Consider the following 19,262-nt stretch of genomic DNA (forward strand, 5'->3'; position numbering starts at 1 on the left):
GAATATGGTCACGACCCCGCACCGACCGGAGACCCCGCATGGGCGTCCACGCCGTGCTGCTCGACCACGCCCCCCGTGCCGGTGACATCGCGCGCATCTCGGGCGACGACGCGCACCACGCCCTGCGCGTGCGACGCCTCGGCGAGGGCGATCTCCTCGCCCTGCGCGACGGCGCCGGCCTCGTCGGCACGGGCACGATCCTCCGCACCGCCAAGCACGACGGCCTCTGGACCCTCGACGTGCGCGTCGACGACGCCCGCGTCCTGCCCCCCGAGCAGCCCGCCCTGCACGTGCTCGCCTGCGCGCCCAAGGGCGAGCGCCTCGCCGACATGATCGATGGCCTGTCGCAGGCCGGGGCCGCCTCGTGGGCCCCGCTCCGCACCGCCCGCTCCATCGTCGACCCGCGTGAAACCAAGCTCGACCGCCTCGCGCGCGTCACCCGCGAGTCGCTCAAGCAGTGCGGGCGGGCGTGGGCGCTGCGCATCGAGCCCCCCGTCGATCTCCTTGACTTGCGCCGCGACGGCACCCTGGCCGGCGCGATCGTCGCCGACGCCAGCGGGCCACCCTACGAACGCCGCGGGGGGCCCGCCCTCACGCTCCTCGTGGGCCCCGAGGGCGGTTGGACCCCCGACGAACTCGCCGCCATGCGCGACGCCGGCGCCACGCCCGCCTCCTTCGGGCGGCACGTGATGCGCACCGAGGTCGCCGCCGTCGTCGCGGCGGCGTGCGTCATGCACCTCGAACGCCCCGCCCCATAGCATGCGCCTATGACACGCGCCGCCACCCTCGTCGCCTGCGTACTCGCCGCCGCCACCCCGACGCTCGCCCAGCCCGCCCCGCCGCCCGCCCAGCACGGGGCACCGGCCCCCGCCCACCCCGACGCCGCGGCCCTTGCGTCACGCACCATCGAGTTCCTGCGCTCCAGGCAGGACCCCGCGAGCGGCGGCTGGAACGTCGCGCCCGGGCGGCCCGTCTTCCCCGCCATCACCGCCCTCGTCGTGCAGGGCATGCTCGCCAACGGCGTCGACCCCGCCGACCCCGCCGTCGCGCGGGGCGTCGCCTTCCTGCTCTCCCGCCAGCAGCCCGACGGCGGGATCTACGACTCCATCCTGCCCTCGTACAACACCGCCATCTCGCTCGCCGCCCTCGCGCGCATCCCCGCCCCGGACGCGAAACTCAAGGACGCCATCGCCCGGGCCCAGACCTTCCTGAAGGGCCTGCAATACGGCGAGGGCGCCGTGACGCGCGACGGCGCCGTCGACGCCGCCGAGGCCGTCGATCGCTCGCACCCGTACTACGGCGGCTGGGGCTACGGCAACCACGGCCGCCCGGACATGTCGAACACGTCCTTCGCGGTCGAGGCCCTGCGCGTCTCGGGCCTGCCCGAGACCGACCCCGCCTTCCGCCGCGCGCTCGTCTTCCTGCAGCGCTGCCAGATGCAGCACACCGCGCCCGACGGCACGGTGATCAACGACTCGCCCTTCGCGGCGGGCAGCACCCAGGGCGGGTTCATCTACGCCACCAGCATCAACAAGGACCAGGTCGGCAGCGGGCAGACCAACGCCGGCGAGATCACCGAGAGCCTCTCGGGCCCGCCCGGGCTCGCCGCCCGCGTGCGCCTCACGAAGAAGGAGGGCGACAAGCCCGTCACGCTCACCCGCGACGAGGTCCGCGCCCGCGTGTCGAAGGCCATCGCCGACGCGAACACGCCCGCGCTGCGCACCATCGGCGAGACCTGCGTCATCACCTTCAACCAGGGCTTCACGGGCGCCGGCGGGAGCGACTTCGAGATCCGCTGCGGCTTGACCGACGAGAAACTCTTCGGGAGCCTCGTCGCCCAGGCCTTCACCGATCTGTCCGACGCGCCCGTCGAGGTCAGGAAGGTCGCGCACTGGCAGGGCGAAAGCCGCCTGCGCGCCTACGGCTCCATGACGTACTCGGGCTTCAAGAGCTACCTGTACGCCGGGCTCACGCCGACCGACCCGCGCGTCATCGCGGCCAAGGACTGGATCCGCCGCAACTACACGCTCGACGAAAACCCCGGCGTGGGCACCGACGGGCTGTATTACTACCTGCTCGTCTTCGCCCGCGCGCTCGGCGCGACCGGCGACGATGTCGTGATGACGCTGCCCGCGCAGGATGTCCCGACGGCCCGACCGGCCGACGGCCGCACACCCGGCTCGCCCGCGACCCCTGATTCGTCCGCATCACCCGGCAACAGCGCGGCGTCCGGTCAGGCCGCGCCCCGCCGCTGGCGCGACGACCTCGTCGCCCGCCTCGCCACCCTCGCGCAGCCCGACGGCTCGATGACGCCCGTCGACGACCGCTGGATGGAGAACGACCCGGTGCTCATCAGCGCCTACGCGCTCAACGCCCTGGGCGAGGCGCGGAAGTAGCGGGGCTACTTGCTCTTGCCGAGCTTCTTCTGTACGCGCAGGATGTCGCGCTCGTACTTGGCCTTGTCGTCCAGCAGGTTGGCCTGCTTGTACGCCGACTCGGCGTCCGCCAGCGCGCCCAGCATCTCGCACGCGACCCCGAGCGCGTGGTACGCGTTCCGGCGCGAGTTGCCGTCGGTGCGGGCAACCGCCGATTCGAACGACTTGCGCGCGTCGGCGTAGTCTCGCGCCGTCATCTGCCTGATGCCGATCGCGAGATCGCCCTCCTCGGAGTACGAGCACAGCGTCGTCGGCACGGTGTCGCCGTCGTGCGGCACCTCGACCGTTGTCTCGACAGCGCACTTGTCCAGCACATAGCGGTTCGTCGCCGCGCACGACGCGACCAGCGCCGCCACCATCAACGCACTTCCCACACCCGTCCCACGCATCATGACATCCTCCCGCATCTGACGCCGCCGCGCGGCGTCCTCATGAGTTGATCATTTCGCCGGGCCGGGGTCAACTCCGACCGCCTCCCGAAGCGTTCGGACCGCCCCGTCCGCCTTGTCCAGCGCCCGCGCGATCGCGTTCTTCCGCCCGTCCTTCGTCGCTTCACGCAGCTCTTTCTTCAGCACGTCGCGCAACGCCGCCGAGCCCCGCAAGATCTCCGCCTCGCTGGACGTTCCCTTCGCCAGCCGCTCCAGCACCGGGAGCGACGCGATCCACTCGTCGCACAGCTCGCGCGGCTTGAGCGTGTCGCGGTAGTCGTTCTTCGCCGCCATCGTGTCGTACAACGCGCGCACCCGCCGCCCGCGCTCCTCGATCTGGCGCATCGCTTCCGCGACCGTCGTCGCGTCGCGCGCGCGCGCGTCGCCAAAGAGCGATCCCAGGAGTGTTCCGCCCGATACCCCGCCCCCGCCGCTTCCTCCGTCCCCGCCGCCCCCGCCGGTCCGCCCCGTGAGCGCGCCCAGTACGTCCACCACCGAGATTGTCTGGTTCGGGTTCGCCTGCAAGCGCTGGCGCAGCGCGTCCATCTCCTGCGGCAGGCTCCCGAAGATCGCCCGCGCCGCCTCCTCGTTCTTCTCCGTCCCCACGCCGTCTCGATAGAACTTCCCGAGCTCGACCTGCCCGGTGCCCTCCTGCTGGTTCGCCGCCTCGGTCGCCCACATCAACGCCGCCTGCTCGTCCTGCGTCGTTCCCAGCCCCTTGGACTGCATGATCGCCACCAGCGTCATCGCGCGCGGGTCGCCCGCCGACGCACGCCGCAGGTTCTCGTCGTACGTCCGCTTCCAGTCCCGCGGCTCGCGCCCGCCCGTCCCCGCGTCGCCCGGTGCCGCCGCCTCGCCCGGCTCGGGCGCTTCCACGGCGTCGGCGTACACCGCCTGAAACTCCTCGTCGCTCACCGGCTCGGCGCCCCGCGCCCCCCCCCCGGCGCGGGCCGCGTCCCGCCCCGCGCCCCCGCCCGTCGGCGGCGCCCTCGCCCTCCTGGGCATCGTCCGACGCGAGGCGTGCTTCGGTCTCGCGCGCGGTCACCGGGATCATCACGATCTCGCCCTTGTACTGGCTCAGATGGCGCAGCAGCGGGTTGAGTTCGCGCCCCTCCTGCTGCGCGAGCTGGAGCACCTCGTCGCGCACGTCGACGAACACCTCCGTCGCCGACGCCATCGACCTGTTCTCCGCGTGCTGCCGCAGCACCTTCAGCAGGCCCGCCGTAAACGCCCCGTTTCTCCCGCCCCGTGGCTCGAACGCCAGTTCATCGTGCGTGCCCGCCGTGATGGCGACGCGGGACTTGTCCTCGGCCAACTTGCGGTACGTGTCGTGCCGGGACTCCTTCTTCTGCCCGCGCGGCAGGGCGGCGAACCCGCTGAAGCAGCAGTCCATCAGCAGCAGGATGTGCCGCCCCTTCTGTTCTTCCCACTTCTCACCCACCTTCTTCCCGCGCACGCGCTGGGCGAGATCGCCCATGGAATACAGCACCGTGCTGTACGCCTCGTGCGACTCCGCCGAGGGCTTGGCCGCCACTCCGCCCGGCGTCAGATACCCCTCGTACGTCCAGGGGTCGCCCGACGCCTTGCGGAACTGCTTCCGCACGCCGTGCCCGGAGTAGAAGATCACCAGCACGTCGCTCGCCCCGAGCGATTCGAGCGCGCCGGTGATGGCGCCGTCGATCGCGTCCCGCGTGGCGTTGCTCGCGCCGATCAGGCGGGTCACCTCGAACCCGTACTGCTTCTCCAGGCAGTCGGCCACGTCCGTCGCGTCTGTCTCCGCCAGCCGGAGGTTCTCGCCGAACCACCCCGCGTCCTTGCACACCTGCGTGTACTCGTTCACGCCGATGCAGATCGCCAGCCGGCGCGCGTACAGCCGAGGTGGGTCGTCCCCCCGCATCCCCAGGCACGCCAGCACCAGCACGAGCAGCGCCGTCGCCCGCAGCATCGTCCCGCCCCGCCTCACAGCGGCACCCCGATCGGCTCACGCACGCCGACGGTCTTGCCCACGACGCTCACGCTCGACGAACGCAGACGCTTCACCACGTCGCCGATGCGGTTCGCCCAGTCCTCGACCACCCGCTCCGCCTGCGAGTCCTTGATCGCGGAGCCCTTCGAAGATCCCTTCGGAAAAACCCAGTCCCACGGCATCGCCGCTCGGTCGTTCCACGCGATCTCCCGGAACTCCGGGATCGTCACCCCGCTGTTCACCGGCGTAAACGCCTCGCGCAGCCGGTCCGGCGTCACTTCTCCCGGCTTCGCGGTCACGATCAGGAACGTGTGCGCCCCCGCGCATTGCAGCGTTCCGTCGAACTGCACGCGCTGCCGAGGCGGCGAATCGCCCCGCTCGATGAACGGCGGCTCCCCAGAGCACATGTACACCAGGAATACGTCCGCCTCGACGTCCCCCTCGTCCTTCGTCACGATCACCCGCCACTCCGTCCCGATGTCGAACTCGCCCGCCGTCCCGCTGCGCTCCTCGAAGCGGGGGTTCGCGCTCGCGTCGCGCGCCCCGGGGGCGGCGTACACGACCTGCACTCCCGGCGGGTTCAGCGTCGAGACCATCGCCCCGCGCACCCCGCGCACCAACGCCGGAACGTCCACCGCGATCCCGATGAACAGCCCGACCGCGCACAGAAGCCCGTAGACCCGCACCCGGCTCGGGAGTCCGCTCTGGCCCCCTGCGCCGGTCGTCTCGCGCCCGCCGCTCGGAGCGCTCCCGCTCCCGCCCTCGCCGCCCGTCCCATCCGGGACGCCCGACGCGGCCGTGACGCCCCCAGGTACGGGTGTTCCCCCGTGTTGGCCTTCGGTCTCCGCCATGCCCCACCTCCGCCGGCTCGCCCGACGCGGGACCTGCGCGCCCGCGGGCTGTTCTCGCGCCTTCCTCCCGGCTCCGTCCGATCCACTACCCCGCGCCGCCATCCTTACTCAGCGCAGATCCACCTCGCCGACGGAAGTCGGCACGTCAAACTCCGCCGCCGTCTGTCGCTTCACCTCTTCTACGGAAACTCCCGGCGCCAGTTCTCGCAGCGCGAACCGCTTCTTCGCCCGGTCCATCTCCAGCACGCACAGGTCCGTGATCAGCAGGTCCACGCACCCCCGCCCCGTCAGCGGCAGCGTGCACGCCTTCACCACCTTGCTCTGCCCCTTCGCCGTGTGCTCCATCACCACCACCACCCGGCGCACCCCGGCCACCAAATCCATCGCCCCGCCCATCCCCTTCACCATCTTCCCCGGGATCATCCAGTTCGCCAGGTCCCCCTCCTGGCTCACCTGCATCGCCCCCAGAATGCACAGGTCGATGTGCCCGCCCCGGATCATCCCGAACGAATCGCTCGACGAAAAGAACGACGCACCCGTCCGGGCCGTCACGAGCTGCTTCCCCGCGTTGATCAGGTCCGGGTCGATCTCCCGCTCACGCGGGAACGGCCCGATCCCCAACAGCCCGTTCTCCGATTGCAGCCACACGTCCATCCCCGGCGGCACATAGTTCGCCACCAGCGTCGGAATCCCGATGCCGAGGTTCACGATGTACCCGTCACGCAGTTCGCGCGACGCACGCAGGGCCAGTTGCTCTCGGGTCAGGGGCATGCCGGGATTCTACCGGAAGTCCCCCGCCCCGGAACCCCGACGCCCGGCCGGCCTCCCGCCCGCTCCGCGCTCGGTACAAGCCCTCTGTACGAGCCCGACGCGCCAGCGAGGGTCTGTCTCGATCCTCCTCCTCGATGGAGGTGGCGAGTCTTCGCGCCGGAGGGGGCTTCGCCGCTTCGGCATGCTTCCTCGCGCCTGCCACGCCGCTCGCGGGCCATCAGGGGTGGCGCCTTTCAGGCCCCGTGTCTTGACGTCCGGCGCGCACGCTTCGCGTCAGCACGGTTCGAGCCGCGTGTTTGCCCTCACGCCTCATGCCGCATGCCTCATGGCTTCCCCCTCCCCGCCGCGACGCGGCGGGGAGAGGGAAGCCGGGGGTCGCCGCGCAGCGGCACCCCCGGACACGTCGCGCCTCGCACGCGCACCGCACAGCGGTGCAGCATCAGATTCTTCTGCGTGGTCGCGCGAACAACGTCACACCGGCGCCGACAAACACACAACACGAAACACCGGGCGCGGGGATGGTGGCCACAAACCCGTCGCGGACCTGACCCGGCAATCCTGTATACCCCGCGAACGTCATCCCATCCGCCGACACCGCGGTGGCCGTGAGCAGGTTGACCCCCGCCGGCACCTGCACGCCGTGGAACGCGAGGTAGTCGGCGAGGCGTTCCATGCCGCGGGAGGGCGTGCGGACGAACGCGGTCTGGCTGTTGCCGAACATCTGCCCGACAATCACCGAGCCGTCGTCGCTGACGGCACGCGCGCTATTCCTGTTGAAACCCGGCACGATGCCGAGCGACATCGGCACGCCGTTGACCCAGACGGTTCCCGAACTGTTCGAGCCGGAAATACCGACAATGATGGACCCGTCGTGGTTCGTGCCGAAGGCTTGCGATGTGAACCCGCCCGTGCCCGGTAGCGGCGTGAGCACCTGCATGCCGATGGACTCGGTCCACACAAAGGCCTCGCCCTGCCCGCTCCCCCCCCTGCTATGTCCGACGATGGTGTTCCCATCGCGCGAGATCGCCGCGGCCTCGCTATAAAAATGGTCGGGCCGCGTGTAGCCCAGACCAACAAGCCCCGTCTCTTCCGTCCACCGGAACGCCTGGCCGACCGCGTCGCTGCTGAACGGCGTCGCACGCCCCACCACAATCTCGCCGTCGCCGCTCAGCCCCATCGTCTGCGTCGTCGCGTACCCCGGCAGGAACCCGAGCATCTGCAACGCCGCGTCCCCGACGCGATAGCGGTACGCCTCCGGCCCCGCGAACCCGCCGACGTACCGCGCATCACCCGAAATCGCGAGCGCCTGCGAGGTGCCCGGCATGCCCGGCAGCAAACCGAACGCATCCATGCCGTTGGCACGGGTCCACGTGTATCCCGCGCCGGAAACCGAAAGTCCCCCTGCTGCGACACGCCCGTCCGACGAAATCGCGTATGTACGCCCCATGCGGTTCGGATCAGGAAACCCCACCAAATCAAACGTCTGCCCCCACGCCGGCGCGGCTGAGAGCACCAGCACGCCCGAGAACAGGGCCGCGGCGAGGACGAGCGTGGCGCGAGGAGTGCTCATGCCCAGAACGTACCTCATCCCGCGCACGATGCAAGAGAAATGGTCAGGCCCCTACCGCGCCCCCGCCAGCCTTCTCACCGTCATATCAAACCCGCGCACCATATTAGATAGAATCGCGTAGCACAGCCCCGCGTGCACGAGCGCCGAGACCGCCGCGCCCACCGCCAGGCTCATCCGCGCCGACGCCGGCCCTGAATCCGTGATCGTCGATGCCAGCCCTTCCTCCGGGTACACGCTCGCGTACACCATCGACGCCGGGCTGAGCGCCGCCAGCACAGGACCCAGGAACGAGAAGTTCCCCGACGCCTGCCACCCGCACAGCCCCGCGATCCCGCCGATCATCCCCACCACGGCGATCGTCCACACCACGCTCGACAACGTGCCGCGGCTTTTCAACGACCAGCTCAACCCCACCATCACACAGAACGCAACAAACGGGATCACCGCCAGCGGCACCAGCACCGCCGCCTCCGGCAGGATCAGCGGCATCTGGGCCCCCGTCGGCGTCGCCGTCGCGATCAGCAGCACGTACAGGCACGCCGCCCCCAGCGTGCCCAGCGGCACAAGCAGCAGCGGCATCAGATACATCACCAGCCCGCGCAGCTTGCCCAGCAGGTACGCCCGCGCCGTGATCGGCGTCGTCAGTAACAAATCCAGCGTCCCGTCCTCGCGTTCGCGGCTGATCGCCGTCGCCGCCACGTTGATCCCCACCAGCGCGATCAGCGCCAACTCGCCCCACACCGTCGCCACCATCGCGAACCGGAAGTCGCTCGGCGTGAACGTCCGATCGTGATAGAGATAGATCAGCGTCAGCCCGAACGCCGCCCCCAGCCCGATGAACACCCAGCGCGCCACGATCTTCGCCAGGCTCGAGTTGCGGCTCGCCGCCTCGCGCCACGCGATCGGGTTCGTCCACACCTGCTTGGGCGCCCGGTGCTCGCCCGCCTTGCGCGCCTGGCGCCCCAGCAGGCGCTGCCAGATCGGCACGCCCGTCTCGCCCGCCCCCAGCGTCTGCAACCCGCCCGTCCGCACCGTGAACGTCGACGCCGCCATGATCACCGCGCTCAGGATCAGGCTCGCCACGCACCAGAACGACACCGGCGTCTCGAGCATCCAGCGCAGCAGCCCCTCGTGCGAGCCCTCGGGCGCCACCGGGTACGTCGACGGGTTCAGCAGGCTCCACAACGCCAAGAACGGGTTCAGCCCCGTCATGATCGTCACGCCCTGCCCGTTCACCGCCCCGCCCCCGGCGTTCACGATCGCCCGGTCAATGGCCACCGTCACGCCCAGGTACACCACCACGCACACATAGAACACGAAGAACGCGCGCTTCCCCACCAGCCGCGACACCGACAGCCCGATCGCCAACGCCCCCACCAGCAGCGCCGCGCACCCCGCCACCAGGTAACTCGCGAACACCGCCGTCGGCGGCACGCCACCGAAGTACTGCGTCAACGCGAACAGCGGCAGGCTCGCGAACAGCAGCGCAAGCACGAAGAACAGCCGCCCGAACAGGTTCCCCAGCACGATCTCGCCCGGCGTCAGCGGCGTGGTCAGCAGCACCTCCCACGTCCGCGGGCTCGCCTCCTGCGCAATCGCCCCGCCCATGAACACCGGCGCCAGCACGCAGATCAGCAGCACCTGCAAAAACGCGATCCACGTGAACGCCCGCGCCCCGCTCTTCGCCAGCTCCCGATAGTCCAGTTGGTCCGCCCCCGCCCCCACCAGCAGCGCCCACAGCAGCACCACGATCAACGCCGCCAGGTACGACGCCCGGATGTACAGGTGCCGGTTGCGGCGCGAGCCGTTCTGCACCAGACGCACCGCGATCGGGTTCGTCGGGCCAAGTCGCAAGAGCCATCGGAGAAAGACGGGCATGGGCGAGAATCGTACCGACACCGCCCGCGCCGGGTTCAGGCATTCCGCCCGCAGTCCTCGCCTTGGAAAAACAACGCCCGCCGAGCTTCCCCGGCGGGCGCGATCAGAAACAAATCACGGTGCAAGGCTTAGCGCCGGCGGCGGCCCGCCAGCAGCCCGCCCACGCCCAGCAGCGCCAGCGCGCCGGGGGTCGGGACGGACGTGATCTCGAGGCTGTACGTGCCCGCGTTGGTCCCCGGCGTGATCTGGCCGATGGTCGCTCCGAAGACCGTGTTGAACCCGCCCGTCACCAGCGTGTAGTTGCCCGCCGCGAGGCTCAGCCCGTTTGCGCCCGGGAGGGACACGTCCCCGCCCGCGCCCGCGAGCGGATCGCTCGCGCCGAACGTCAGCATGCTGGCGAAGCCCGTGAACCCGTCGTCGTCGGTCGCGACCAGGTTGCCGTTGCCGTCGTACAACGCGATCTCGGTATCGGTCATCCCGCCCGTGGCGCCGAACTTCATCTTGATGTTCAGGTAGTCCCCGATGTTCGCCACCGGGCCGCCGAGGCTGAACGTGAAGAAGTCAAGCCCGCCCGCCACGTGCGAGCCCGCGATCACCTGCGTCGTCCCGTTCTGGGGGATCGTGCCGAGGTTGAAGTTCCCGTTCGTGATCACGTTCGCACCGAGCTCGTACGTCACCGTGTCCCAGCGGCTCTCGGGCAGGTTCGCGTCGTCCTGGAACGACTCGAACCACTCGAAGTTCACCTGCCCGCCAGCGCTCAGGCTGAACGCCGGCACGCCGATCGTCGTTGGGCCGATCGCCAGCGTGCCCGTGTAGTTCCCCACCGTGCTCGCCTGATAGTTGAACGCCGTGAACGAGCTGCCCGCGCCCGCGCTCAGGCGAACCCGCGCCTCGCTCGCGAACGTCGCCGTGTTCACTTCCGTCAGGCTGCCCGTCACGCGGATGGCCGTGACCGACCCGCCCACGGGCGAGATCCACGAGTCGCGCGCGTTGTCCGGGTCGCCCTGCGCGTCCACCGAGTTCTTGTTCGTGAACGTCACCGACGCCACCGGCGTGAACGCCGACACGCTGGCCAGAGCGCTCGCGCTCGTGCCCGCGATGGCCGCAAGGGCCAACAGTCCCATGGTCTTCATCTCTACGTCTCCTTCGAAATCAACTGCCCCGCCCGGCGTGTGCGCACAACGCCGAGCGGATCCTCCCAAGGGCGGCGCGTGACCCCACGCAAACCCCGCCCGACGCCGGCGAACACACGCCGACGTCATGACCGCCCGCGCATACACGCGCGAGCCGTCTCCACCCTGGGTGTGATCGCAAGAGGCAGCCGGTCTCAACGGCCCTTCCCCCGGTTTCCCGGGGACCTTGTCTCTCTCTCGCGTTCCTACCCCCCGGACACGCCGTGCCCGAGCACCAGGGAGACTACTCGAAACTTGAAGTCAATGCCACTCAATTGAAGATTTCTCAAAGCCGCGCTGCCGCCCATTCGCCCAATGTCCGATAAGTAACGGGATTCCTACCCGCTCTGCGCCGATCCCCCGCGTGCCGACGACACAACAGATATCGACCAATCCCGTCCCGCACCGAGCGCGGCGCCGGAGCTCAACTGCCGGCAAATGACAGCCAGAAGTACCAAACAAACACCATTACGCGTGAATAGGTCTTCCCAGATTCACACCATGCTCGTTCTAGGGCGGGCGTTGATTCCGGTTCCCGATAAAACTCGAAAATCCATCATCGAGAGTATTAAAGTCCCCTTGCCGGATAGTCAGAACTCTGGTAGTTTCCGGTGCCGGGAACACACTTGCGCGTCCCGGCGACGCACGCGCGAGCGCCATCGTGGGTTGCTCGGCGCGCGGAGAGAGACCAAGCGGGACGCGCCCGCGCATGCGAGGAGAGAAGAACATGAAGACTGGTATCGCTCTGATCGCCGTGGCCGGCCTGGCGTCTCTCGCCAGCGCCGCCGTGTACTCCAACAACACCCCGATCGTCATCCCCGGCACGGGTTCGCTGGGCACCGCCAATCCCTACCCCTCGACCATCAACATCTCCGGCTGGACGGGCACCGTCACCAGCGCGCAGGTCCGCCTCCTCGGCCTCAGCCACACCTGGCCCGATGACTTTGACATCCTCCTCGCCGGCCCCGGCGGCGCGGTTGTCCTGATGTCCGACGCCGGCGGTAGCGGCGACGTCGTGAACATCAACGTCACCTTCGACGACACCGGCGTCGCGGTTCCGGACGCCGGCCCCCTCGGCGCCGGCCCCTACGCCCCGACCAACTACGTCACCGGCGACGCCTTCGCCGCGCCCGCGCCCGCCGGCCCGTACGGCTCCTCGCTTCTCGCTGCCTTCAACGCCGGCGCCAACGGCAACTGGGACCTCTTCATCGTCGACGATGCCTCCGGCGATATCGGCCGCATCGACGGCGGCTGGCAGATCGAACTCGTCCCCGCCCCGGGCGCCGTCGCCCTCCTGGGCATGGGCGGCCTGCTCGCCGCTCGCCGTCGCCGCTAAGCGACGCGCTTCGTCGAGCCCGCTCACCGAGAGAGCTCGACGACATCTCAAAAACACCACCGCCCGGGCCGAAAGGTCCGGGCGGTGTCGTTTTCAGCATCACTCACCGGCGTACTCGCCCGTTCATCACGGGCAATCACCCCCGCTAATGACCTGCACCAGCGACGACACGTCGTCCTGGTCGACGTTCCCGTCGCGGTTGAAGTCCGGATCGCACGGCGGGGCGCAGCTCGTATCCACCGTCAGCGTCACCGGCAGCGTCGCCAGCGGGCCGCACAGGTTCAGCACCACGCAGTCATACGTGCCCGCGTCGCCCGGCTCGATGTACGCGATCGTCAGGTTCGGGCTGTCGGCGCCGGAGATCCCACGCCCGTTCTTCAGCGCCACGCCGTCCTTGCGCCAGACGTACGAGAAGGGCCCCGTCCCGCTCACCTGCACCGTGAACGCCGCCGTGCCCGTCGCGCACACCGTCTGGTCGGACGGCTGCTGATCGATCGAGATGTTGCCCCCGCCCGAACCCCACAGCCCCACGTTCGGCGCCCACGTGTTCTGCCCGCCCACGAGGAACGACCCGCCCACGTACAGCAGCGAGTTGCGCTCCAGCAGCGTGCTCCCGACGAGCCCGCTGCCCGTCCCCACCGAGAGCCCCTCGGCCAGCGGACGCCACTGCACCCCGTTGTACCGCGAGATGTACGACCCGGTCGCACCGGTGAAGCTGCCCACCGCCACCAGCTCGCCGGCGTAGCTCGCGAGGTCTTCGACCGACGAGGTCTGGCCGGTGCCCACAGTCTGCCACACGGTGCCGTTCCACCGCGCGACGTACGGCAGCGGCGCTCCTCCAGGCCCGGCCAGCGTGAACGAGCCCCCCGCGTAGAGCGACCCGTTGTGCAACGTGAGCGTGTTGACCGTCGAGTTGAACCCCGTGCCCACCGGCTGCCACGCGCCGCCCGAGTACCGCGCCACGTAGTTCAGCACCGTCGTGCCCGCGCCGCTGAACGACCCGCCCGCCACAATCTCGCCCTCAAACTCCGTCAGCGTGTTCACCGTCGAGTTGACGACCGTGCCGGGCAACGCCACCCACGTGGTTCCGTTCCACCGAGCCACACGCTGGCTGAACGCGCCGCCGGCGTGCAGCTCGTTGTTGTATACCAGCAGCGCGTGCACGCTGTTGGTGAGCCCCGGCATCGCCTGCCAGCCGGTCGCCGCCGACCATCGCGCCACGTAGTTCGCCGACCCGCCCCCCGCGCTAGTGAAGTCGCCGCCGACGACCAGGAAGCCCTGGAAACTGGCCATGGCCCGCACACGCCCGCCGACCCCCGCCCCCATCGCGCGCCACGCCGTGCCGTCGAACCGCGCGACGTTGTTCACCACCGTCGATCCGGCGTTCACGAACAGCCCGCCCGCGAAGATCTCGCCCGCGTGCTCCGCCAGCGCCGTCACCTGCCCGGACAACGCCGACCCCGGCACGCCCACCGTCACGTTGTCCCACGAGATGACCCGCTGCACCTGCACGCCGCCGGCGGTCGTCATGTCCCCGCCCGCCCACAAGCGCCCGTCGTGCACCGCCAGCGCGAACACGCTCGCGCCCACGCCCGGCACGCCCACACTCCACACCGAGCCGTTCCACCGCGCCAGAAACTGGTTCGGCACTCCGCCCGCCGTCGAGAACCCTCCCCCCACGTACAGCTCGGTGCCGAACACCGTCAGGGCGTACACCGTGCTGCCCACCCCCGCGTTCGGCGCGGTGCCCAGCCCCGCGAACGACGTTCCGTTCCACGACGCAACGTTGTTGCATGTCACCCCGCCCGCGCTGGTGAAACTCCCGCCCACGAACAACTGCCCGTTGAACGAGCGCAAGGCCAGCACGCTGCTGCCCACGTCGATCCCGCCGCCCACCTGCTGCCACGTGCCCCCGACGAGGCGCGCCAGGCGCAGCGTCGACACGCCGCCCGAGAGGTTGAAGTCGCCGCCGGCGTACAGCTCACCCGCGTGCTCGGTGATCGCGTACACCCAGTTGTTCCCGAACCCGTTGCCCACCTGCGAGAGCGTCGAGCCGTCCCACCGCACGATCCGGTTGAACCCCGACGCGCTGTTCACCGTGGTGAACCCGCCGCCGATGATCAGGTCCCCGTTCGCCGCGGCGTGCAGCGCGTACACCGACGAGCCGAGCCCCGTCCCCGCGCCCACCTGCACCCACGCCGAGCCCGTGTACCGCGCGAGGTACCGCACGTTCGCCGCGCCCGACTGCGTGAAGTCCCCGCCCGCGTACAACTCGCCGTTGCGCACCGCCAGCGCGTTCACCGTCGAGTTGAACCCGTCTCCCAGCGCCCGCCATCGCGCCCCGTCCCACGCCGCGATGCGCGTGCTCCCCAGCCCCGGCACCGTCGCCTGGCCCGCAACGACCAGCCACGGCCCCAGCGGCCCGTTCCCGTCCGGATCCCACGACACCACCGCGTTCACCCGCCCTGTCGTCCCGGTCGGAACCTGCGTCTCGATCCACGTCTCCGGGCACTGCGCCGCCGCGCGCGAACCCATCCCCGACACGCTCGCCACCGCGGCCAGCAGCACGCCCATGCCGCGCGCACACACACCCCGAACGCTCGACAACATGCTCATGACATCGCCTCCCGCTCGCGCCCAGGGCGCGGCTTGCTCCGCAGCATTCTTGGAGCCGCGCCCCGTGGATGCAGCAGCGCGAATGTTCAGAATGCTCGAAATCCGCACGTGCAGCCGCCTGGCCGCGCCGCGAGCACCGTTGGCGCCCGCGGGTCCCCGGGGCAAGGCCTACCCCCGGCGTGCGACCAGCGCATGGGCCAGAGACTGATAACAAACGCCCCTCCCGGCGGCGGGAGGGGCGTGCTCGTTCGCAATCCATGCCATCAACAACGGGTCCGTCCGGTCAGGTCGACGCGCCCGCCCGCTGCGGCCTGTCCACGTCGCCCGTCCCGGGCTTCACGAGCCCCGCCGGCGCCGGCCCGCTTTCGAAGAACAGGTGATCCTCCGGCTTCCCGTCCGCGCCGTTCCGACGCGTCACCTTGATCATGCACGGCGCCTCGAAGTTCCCGCCCAGCAGCATCTCGCTCAGCGGGTCCTCGATGTACTGCCCGATGCTGCGGCGCAGCGGGCGCGCGCCGAACTCCGGGTTGTACCCCCGCTCGATCAGCAGCTCCTTCGCCGGGGCGTCCAGCTCCAGCGCGAAGCCCTGCGCCGCCAGACGCTTGCTCACCTTCGCCACCTCGTAGTCCACGATCCGCGTGATGTCGTCCTTGTTCAGCGGGCGGAACACGATGATGTCGTCCAGCCGGTTGATGAACTCCGGGCGGAAGAACCGCTCGATCTCCTTCATCAGCACCGTCTTGATGTTCTCGTAGTCCGTCGACTCCGTGCGCTTCCCGAACCCGAACCCCGCCCCGCCCGTGATGATCTCCGAGCCCAGGTTGCTCGTCATGATCATGATCGTGTTGCGGAAGTCCACGTTCCGACCGAACGAGTCCGTCAGCCGCCCTTCCTCCATGATCTGCAGCAGCATGTTGAACACGTCCGGGTGCGCCTTCTCCACCTCGTCCAGCAGCACCACCGCGTACGGCCTGCGACGGATCCGCTCCGTCAGCTGCCCGCCTTCCTCGTACCCGACGTACCCGGGAGGAGCACCCACCAGCCGGCTCACGTTGTGCTTCTCCATGTACTCGCTCATGTCCAGGTGCAGCAGCGCTTCCTCGTCCCCGAACATGAACTCCGCCAGCGCCTTGCTCAGCAGCGTCTTGCCCACGCCGCTCGGCCCCACGAAGATGAACGACCCCATCGGACGCTTCGGGTCCTTCAGCCCCGCCCGCGCCCGGCGGATCGCCTTGCTGATCGCCTTGATCGCCTCGTCCTGGCTGATCACCTTCTTGTGCAGCTCTTCTTCCAGCTTCAGCAACCGCGCCGCCTCGTCCTTCTCCAGACGCTTCAGCGGCACGCCCGTCATCTTCGCCACCACCTCCGCGACCACCTCGTCATCGACGACGCCCTCGGCCTCCTGGCTCTTCGTCCGCCACTCGCGCTGCGCGTCGTCCTTCTTCCGACGAAGCTGCTCCGCCTTGTCGCGCAGCTCCGCCGCCTTCTCGTAGTCCGCCGCCTTGACGGCCTCGTCCTTCTCCACCGTCAGCCGCTCGATCTCGGCCTCCAGGTCCGCCAGGTTCGGGGGCTTGCTCATGCTCTTGATCCGCACGCGCGCGCCCGCCTCGTCGATCACGTCGATCGCCTTGTCGGGCTGCACCCGCCCCGTGATGTACCGCCCGCTCAGGTCCACCGCCGCCCGCAGCGCGCCGTCGGTGATCTGCACCCGGTGGTGCTGCTCGTACTTCTCGCGCAGCCCCTTCAAGATCTCCACCGTCTGGTCGTTCGTCGGCGGGTCGACCGTGATCGCCTGGAACCGCCGCGCCAACGCCGCGTCCTTCTCGATGTACTTGCGGTACTCGTCGAACGTCGTCGCGCCGATGCACTGGATCTCCCCGCGCGCCAGCGCGGGCTTCAGCACGTTGCTCGCGTCGATCGCGCCCTCCGCGCCGCCCGCGCCCACCAGCGTGTGCAGCTCGTCGATGAACAGCATCACGTTCTTCGCGCGACGAACCTCGTTCATCACCGCCTTGATCCGCTCCTCGAACTGCCCGCGGTACTTCGTCCCCGCGACCATCATCGCCAGGTCCAGCACCACCAGCCGCTTCTCGTGCAGAATCTCGGGCACGTCACCCGCGATGATCCGCTGCGCCAGGCCCTCGACGATCGCCGTCTTGCCCACGCCCGCCTCGCCCAGCAGCACCGGGTTGTTCTTCGTGCGACGGCACAGCACCTGCACCAGGCGCTCGATCTCCGTCATCCGCCCGATCACCGGGTCCAACTGCCCTTCCCGCGCCAGTTCCGTCAGGTCACGCCCGAAACTGTCCAGCGCGGGCGTCTTGCTCTTGCCCTTCGGGCCCGCCGCTGCGCCCGCGCCCGACGCGCTCCCAGCGCTCGCCGCGCCGGCCGGTTCGCCCCCGCCGCCGCCGCCGCCCCCCTCGCTCTGCTCGTTCCCCGCCCCGAGCAGGTTCAGCACCTCCTCGCGCACGTCCTCGAGCTTCAGCCCCAGGTTGATCAGCACCTGCGCCGCCACCCCGTCGTGCTCCCGCAGCAGCCCCAGCAGCAGGTGCTCGGTCCCCACGTAGTTATGGTTCAGGTTCCGCGCCTCTTCGATCGCGTACTCGATCACCTTCTTGGCCCGGGGCGTCTGGGGCAGCTTCCCCATCGTCACCATCTCGGGCCCCGCCTTCACCAGCTTCTCCACCTCCAGCCGCACGCGACGAAGGTCCACGTCCAGGTTGCGCAGCACGTTCGCGCCCACGCCCGAACCTTCCTTCACCAGCCCCAGCAGGATGTGCTCGGTCCCGATGTACTCGTGGTTCAGGCGCTGCGCCTCTTGGTTCGCCAGGGCCATCACCTTGCGGGCTCGGTCTGTGAAGCGTTCGAACATGTCAGCCTCCAAAGCGGCCCGTGGCCGCGTGCGTCATCCATCCTCATTCGGACCGACCCGGGGGGCAGGTTCGCCCTCTCTCCGGACCTTCCCGACGACCGCCCCGCCAACCCCCCTCCGCCCACCTACTTATACGTCGCGCCGGGCCCAACGCTTTCACGCGTTTTCCCGGTCTCGCCCGCGGTCGTCCTCTCAGACTGCGATCCGCGTGCCAATCACCCCTTGCTCACGATCTCCCGAACAGACCACCACCCCGCCCGCACACGCCCACAACGCCCGCGCCCGCACCCGCAGGCCCGGCCGTCCCTCGTCCCGCTGTCATTCTGGCAGCTTTCCGCCCGCCCGCGGCTACCGCGCCACCACCGTGATCGGGATGTTCACCTCGTCGCTCGCGCCCGTCGTCACATCCGTCACCGTCGCCTTCAGCACGTACCGCCCCACGCTCAGCGTCCGCGGCAGTTCGATCGTGTGGATCAGGTAGAAATCCCGACGACGCCCCCGCGTCGTCTCGATCACCCGCTGCCCAGGCTTGTGCCACGCCCGCAGCCCGCCCGGCTCCGTGTACAGCCCCAGCTCCTGCGTCAACTCCACGCTCGTCTGCTCCGCCAGCGCCACGTCCTTCATCGCCGGATCGCCCTCGCGCGCCGGGCGCGAGCCGAACCCGTCCAACTCCGTGTACACGATCGCGCGGATCGGGCTCCCCGCCGCGAACGTCGTGCTCGCGAACGCCTCGTACCGCCCGAACCCCTGCACCCGCGTGCACAGCAGCCCCCGCACGATCCGCATGCCCGGCCCGGGCGCGATCCCCGCCAGCCGTCGCGTCAATGACGCGTTCGCCTCGCCCGGCGTCGCCGCCACCCGCGCCCGCGCCTCCAGCAGCGCCAGCCGGTCGCGTTCATCCAGCCCCGCGTGCAGCACGTTCGACGGCGATTCAAGGTCGCGCAGCACCCCGGCCCGCAACGCCTCGATCGCCGCCAGCGCCGCGGCATCATCGATCTTCGTCTCGGGCGGCTCGCGCAGCAGCGCGCTCATCCGCCGCGCCAGGTCCAGCAGCGCCGCATCCGGCCCGCGCGCCGCCAACGCCGCGCCCCCCACCTCACGCCCCGCACCCCCAGCGCGGATCGTCGGCGCCTTGGTCTCCCACGCCTTTTCCGCCGCCGTCAGCACCCGATCGTCCGCCGCCGGGATCGGCGCGGACGCCTCCGCCGTGTCGTCCCCCGGGTTCGCCGACCACGCCCCGTCGCTCCCCTCCGCGCCGCCCGCGCCCACGGCCTCCGGCGCCAGCGCGCTCAGCCCCGCGCCCCGCGGCTCGTCCGCGCCGACGGCCTCGCCCCCGCCGCCCGTTTCGCCCGCGCCGCCAGACGCGC

Annotated in this window: 14 protein-coding genes; 4 read left to right on the forward strand and 10 right to left on the reverse strand. The window is 70.2% G+C overall.

Annotation, left to right across the window (positions count from 1 at the left end):
- The first annotated feature begins 38 nt into the window (after positions 1-38).
- Both SFY69_06220 and SFY69_06225 read left to right on the forward strand, forming a co-directional pair.
- Positions 39-758 (forward strand): RsmE family RNA methyltransferase, encoded by a 720-nt coding sequence (locus tag SFY69_06220; GenBank protein ID MDX2131627.1) that lies wholly within the window; start codon positions 39-41, stop codon positions 756-758.
- Between the two features lie 9 nt (positions 759-767).
- On the forward strand, positions 768-2,396 hold the full coding sequence (locus SFY69_06225) for a prenyltransferase/squalene oxidase repeat-containing protein (GenBank protein ID MDX2131628.1): 1,629 nt from the start codon (positions 768-770) through the stop codon (positions 2,394-2,396).
- A 5-nt stretch (positions 2,397-2,401) separates the two neighbouring features.
- On the opposite strand, the gene SFY69_06230 is transcribed toward SFY69_06225, so the two are convergent.
- Both SFY69_06230 and SFY69_06235 read right to left on the reverse strand, forming a co-directional pair.
- A complete protein-coding gene (locus SFY69_06230; GenBank protein ID MDX2131629.1) occupies positions 2,402-2,827 on the reverse strand; it encodes a tetratricopeptide repeat protein in 426 nt (141 codons plus the stop codon).
- Positions 2,828-2,875: 48 nt separating this feature from the next.
- Positions 2,876-3,778 carry a hypothetical protein gene (locus SFY69_06235; GenBank protein MDX2131630.1) on the reverse strand — a complete coding sequence of 301 codons (903 nt, stop codon included), beginning with the start codon at positions 3,776-3,778 and terminating at the stop codon, positions 2,876-2,878.
- A gap of 152 nt (positions 3,779-3,930) precedes the next feature.
- Between SFY69_06235 and SFY69_06240 the strand changes: the two genes are divergently transcribed.
- On the forward strand, positions 3,931-4,482 hold the full coding sequence (locus SFY69_06240; GenBank protein ID MDX2131631.1) for a hypothetical protein: 552 nt from the start codon (positions 3,931-3,933) through the stop codon (positions 4,480-4,482).
- A 340-nt stretch (positions 4,483-4,822) separates the two neighbouring features.
- Here SFY69_06240 and SFY69_06245 read toward each other — a convergent pair whose 3' ends face one another.
- The 5 genes from SFY69_06245 to SFY69_06265 form a co-directional block, all read right to left on the reverse strand.
- Positions 4,823-5,680, reverse strand: a complete 858-nt coding sequence (locus SFY69_06245; protein ID MDX2131632.1) for a hypothetical protein — start codon at positions 5,678-5,680, stop codon at positions 4,823-4,825.
- 108 nt (positions 5,681-5,788) lie between these two features.
- Entirely contained in the window at positions 5,789-6,451 is a 663-nt protein-coding gene (locus tag SFY69_06250; protein ID MDX2131633.1) for a 3-oxoacid CoA-transferase subunit B, read from the reverse strand.
- Between the two features lie 439 nt (positions 6,452-6,890).
- Positions 6,891-8,021, reverse strand: coding sequence for a hypothetical protein (locus tag SFY69_06255; protein ID MDX2131634.1), 1,131 nt, complete (start codon positions 8,019-8,021; stop codon positions 6,891-6,893).
- A gap of 51 nt (positions 8,022-8,072) precedes the next feature.
- The gene (locus SFY69_06260; protein MDX2131635.1) at positions 8,073-9,899 is read right to left on the reverse strand and encodes an ABC transporter permease subunit; all 1,827 of its coding nucleotides are present in this window, start codon (positions 9,897-9,899) and stop codon (positions 8,073-8,075) included.
- A gap of 128 nt (positions 9,900-10,027) precedes the next feature.
- Positions 10,028-11,032, reverse strand: a complete 1,005-nt coding sequence (locus tag SFY69_06265; GenBank protein MDX2131636.1) for a hypothetical protein — start codon at positions 11,030-11,032, stop codon at positions 10,028-10,030.
- Positions 11,033-11,798: 766 nt separating this feature from the next.
- Here SFY69_06265 and SFY69_06270 point away from each other — a divergent pair.
- Positions 11,799-12,407 (forward strand): hypothetical protein, encoded by a 609-nt coding sequence (locus tag SFY69_06270; protein MDX2131637.1) that lies wholly within the window; start codon positions 11,799-11,801, stop codon positions 12,405-12,407.
- 126 nt (positions 12,408-12,533) lie between these two features.
- Here SFY69_06270 and SFY69_06275 read toward each other — a convergent pair whose 3' ends face one another.
- The 3 genes from SFY69_06275 to SFY69_06285 form a co-directional block, all read right to left on the reverse strand.
- Positions 12,534-15,023: a hypothetical protein gene (locus tag SFY69_06275; GenBank protein ID MDX2131638.1), complete on the reverse strand. Its 2,490-nt coding sequence runs from the start codon at positions 15,021-15,023 to the stop codon at positions 12,534-12,536.
- A 283-nt stretch (positions 15,024-15,306) separates the two neighbouring features.
- Positions 15,307-17,895, reverse strand: coding sequence for an ATP-dependent Clp protease ATP-binding subunit (locus SFY69_06280; GenBank protein MDX2131639.1), 2,589 nt, complete (start codon positions 17,893-17,895; stop codon positions 15,307-15,309).
- A 348-nt stretch (positions 17,896-18,243) separates the two neighbouring features.
- On the reverse strand, positions 18,244-19,262 hold a 1,019-nt coding region (locus SFY69_06285), incomplete at its 5' end, for a hypothetical protein (protein ID MDX2131640.1).

This window comes from Planctomycetota bacterium, assembly GCA_033763975.1.
In the GTDB taxonomy this organism is placed as follows: Bacteria; Planctomycetota; Phycisphaerae; order Phycisphaerales; family UBA1924; genus RI-211.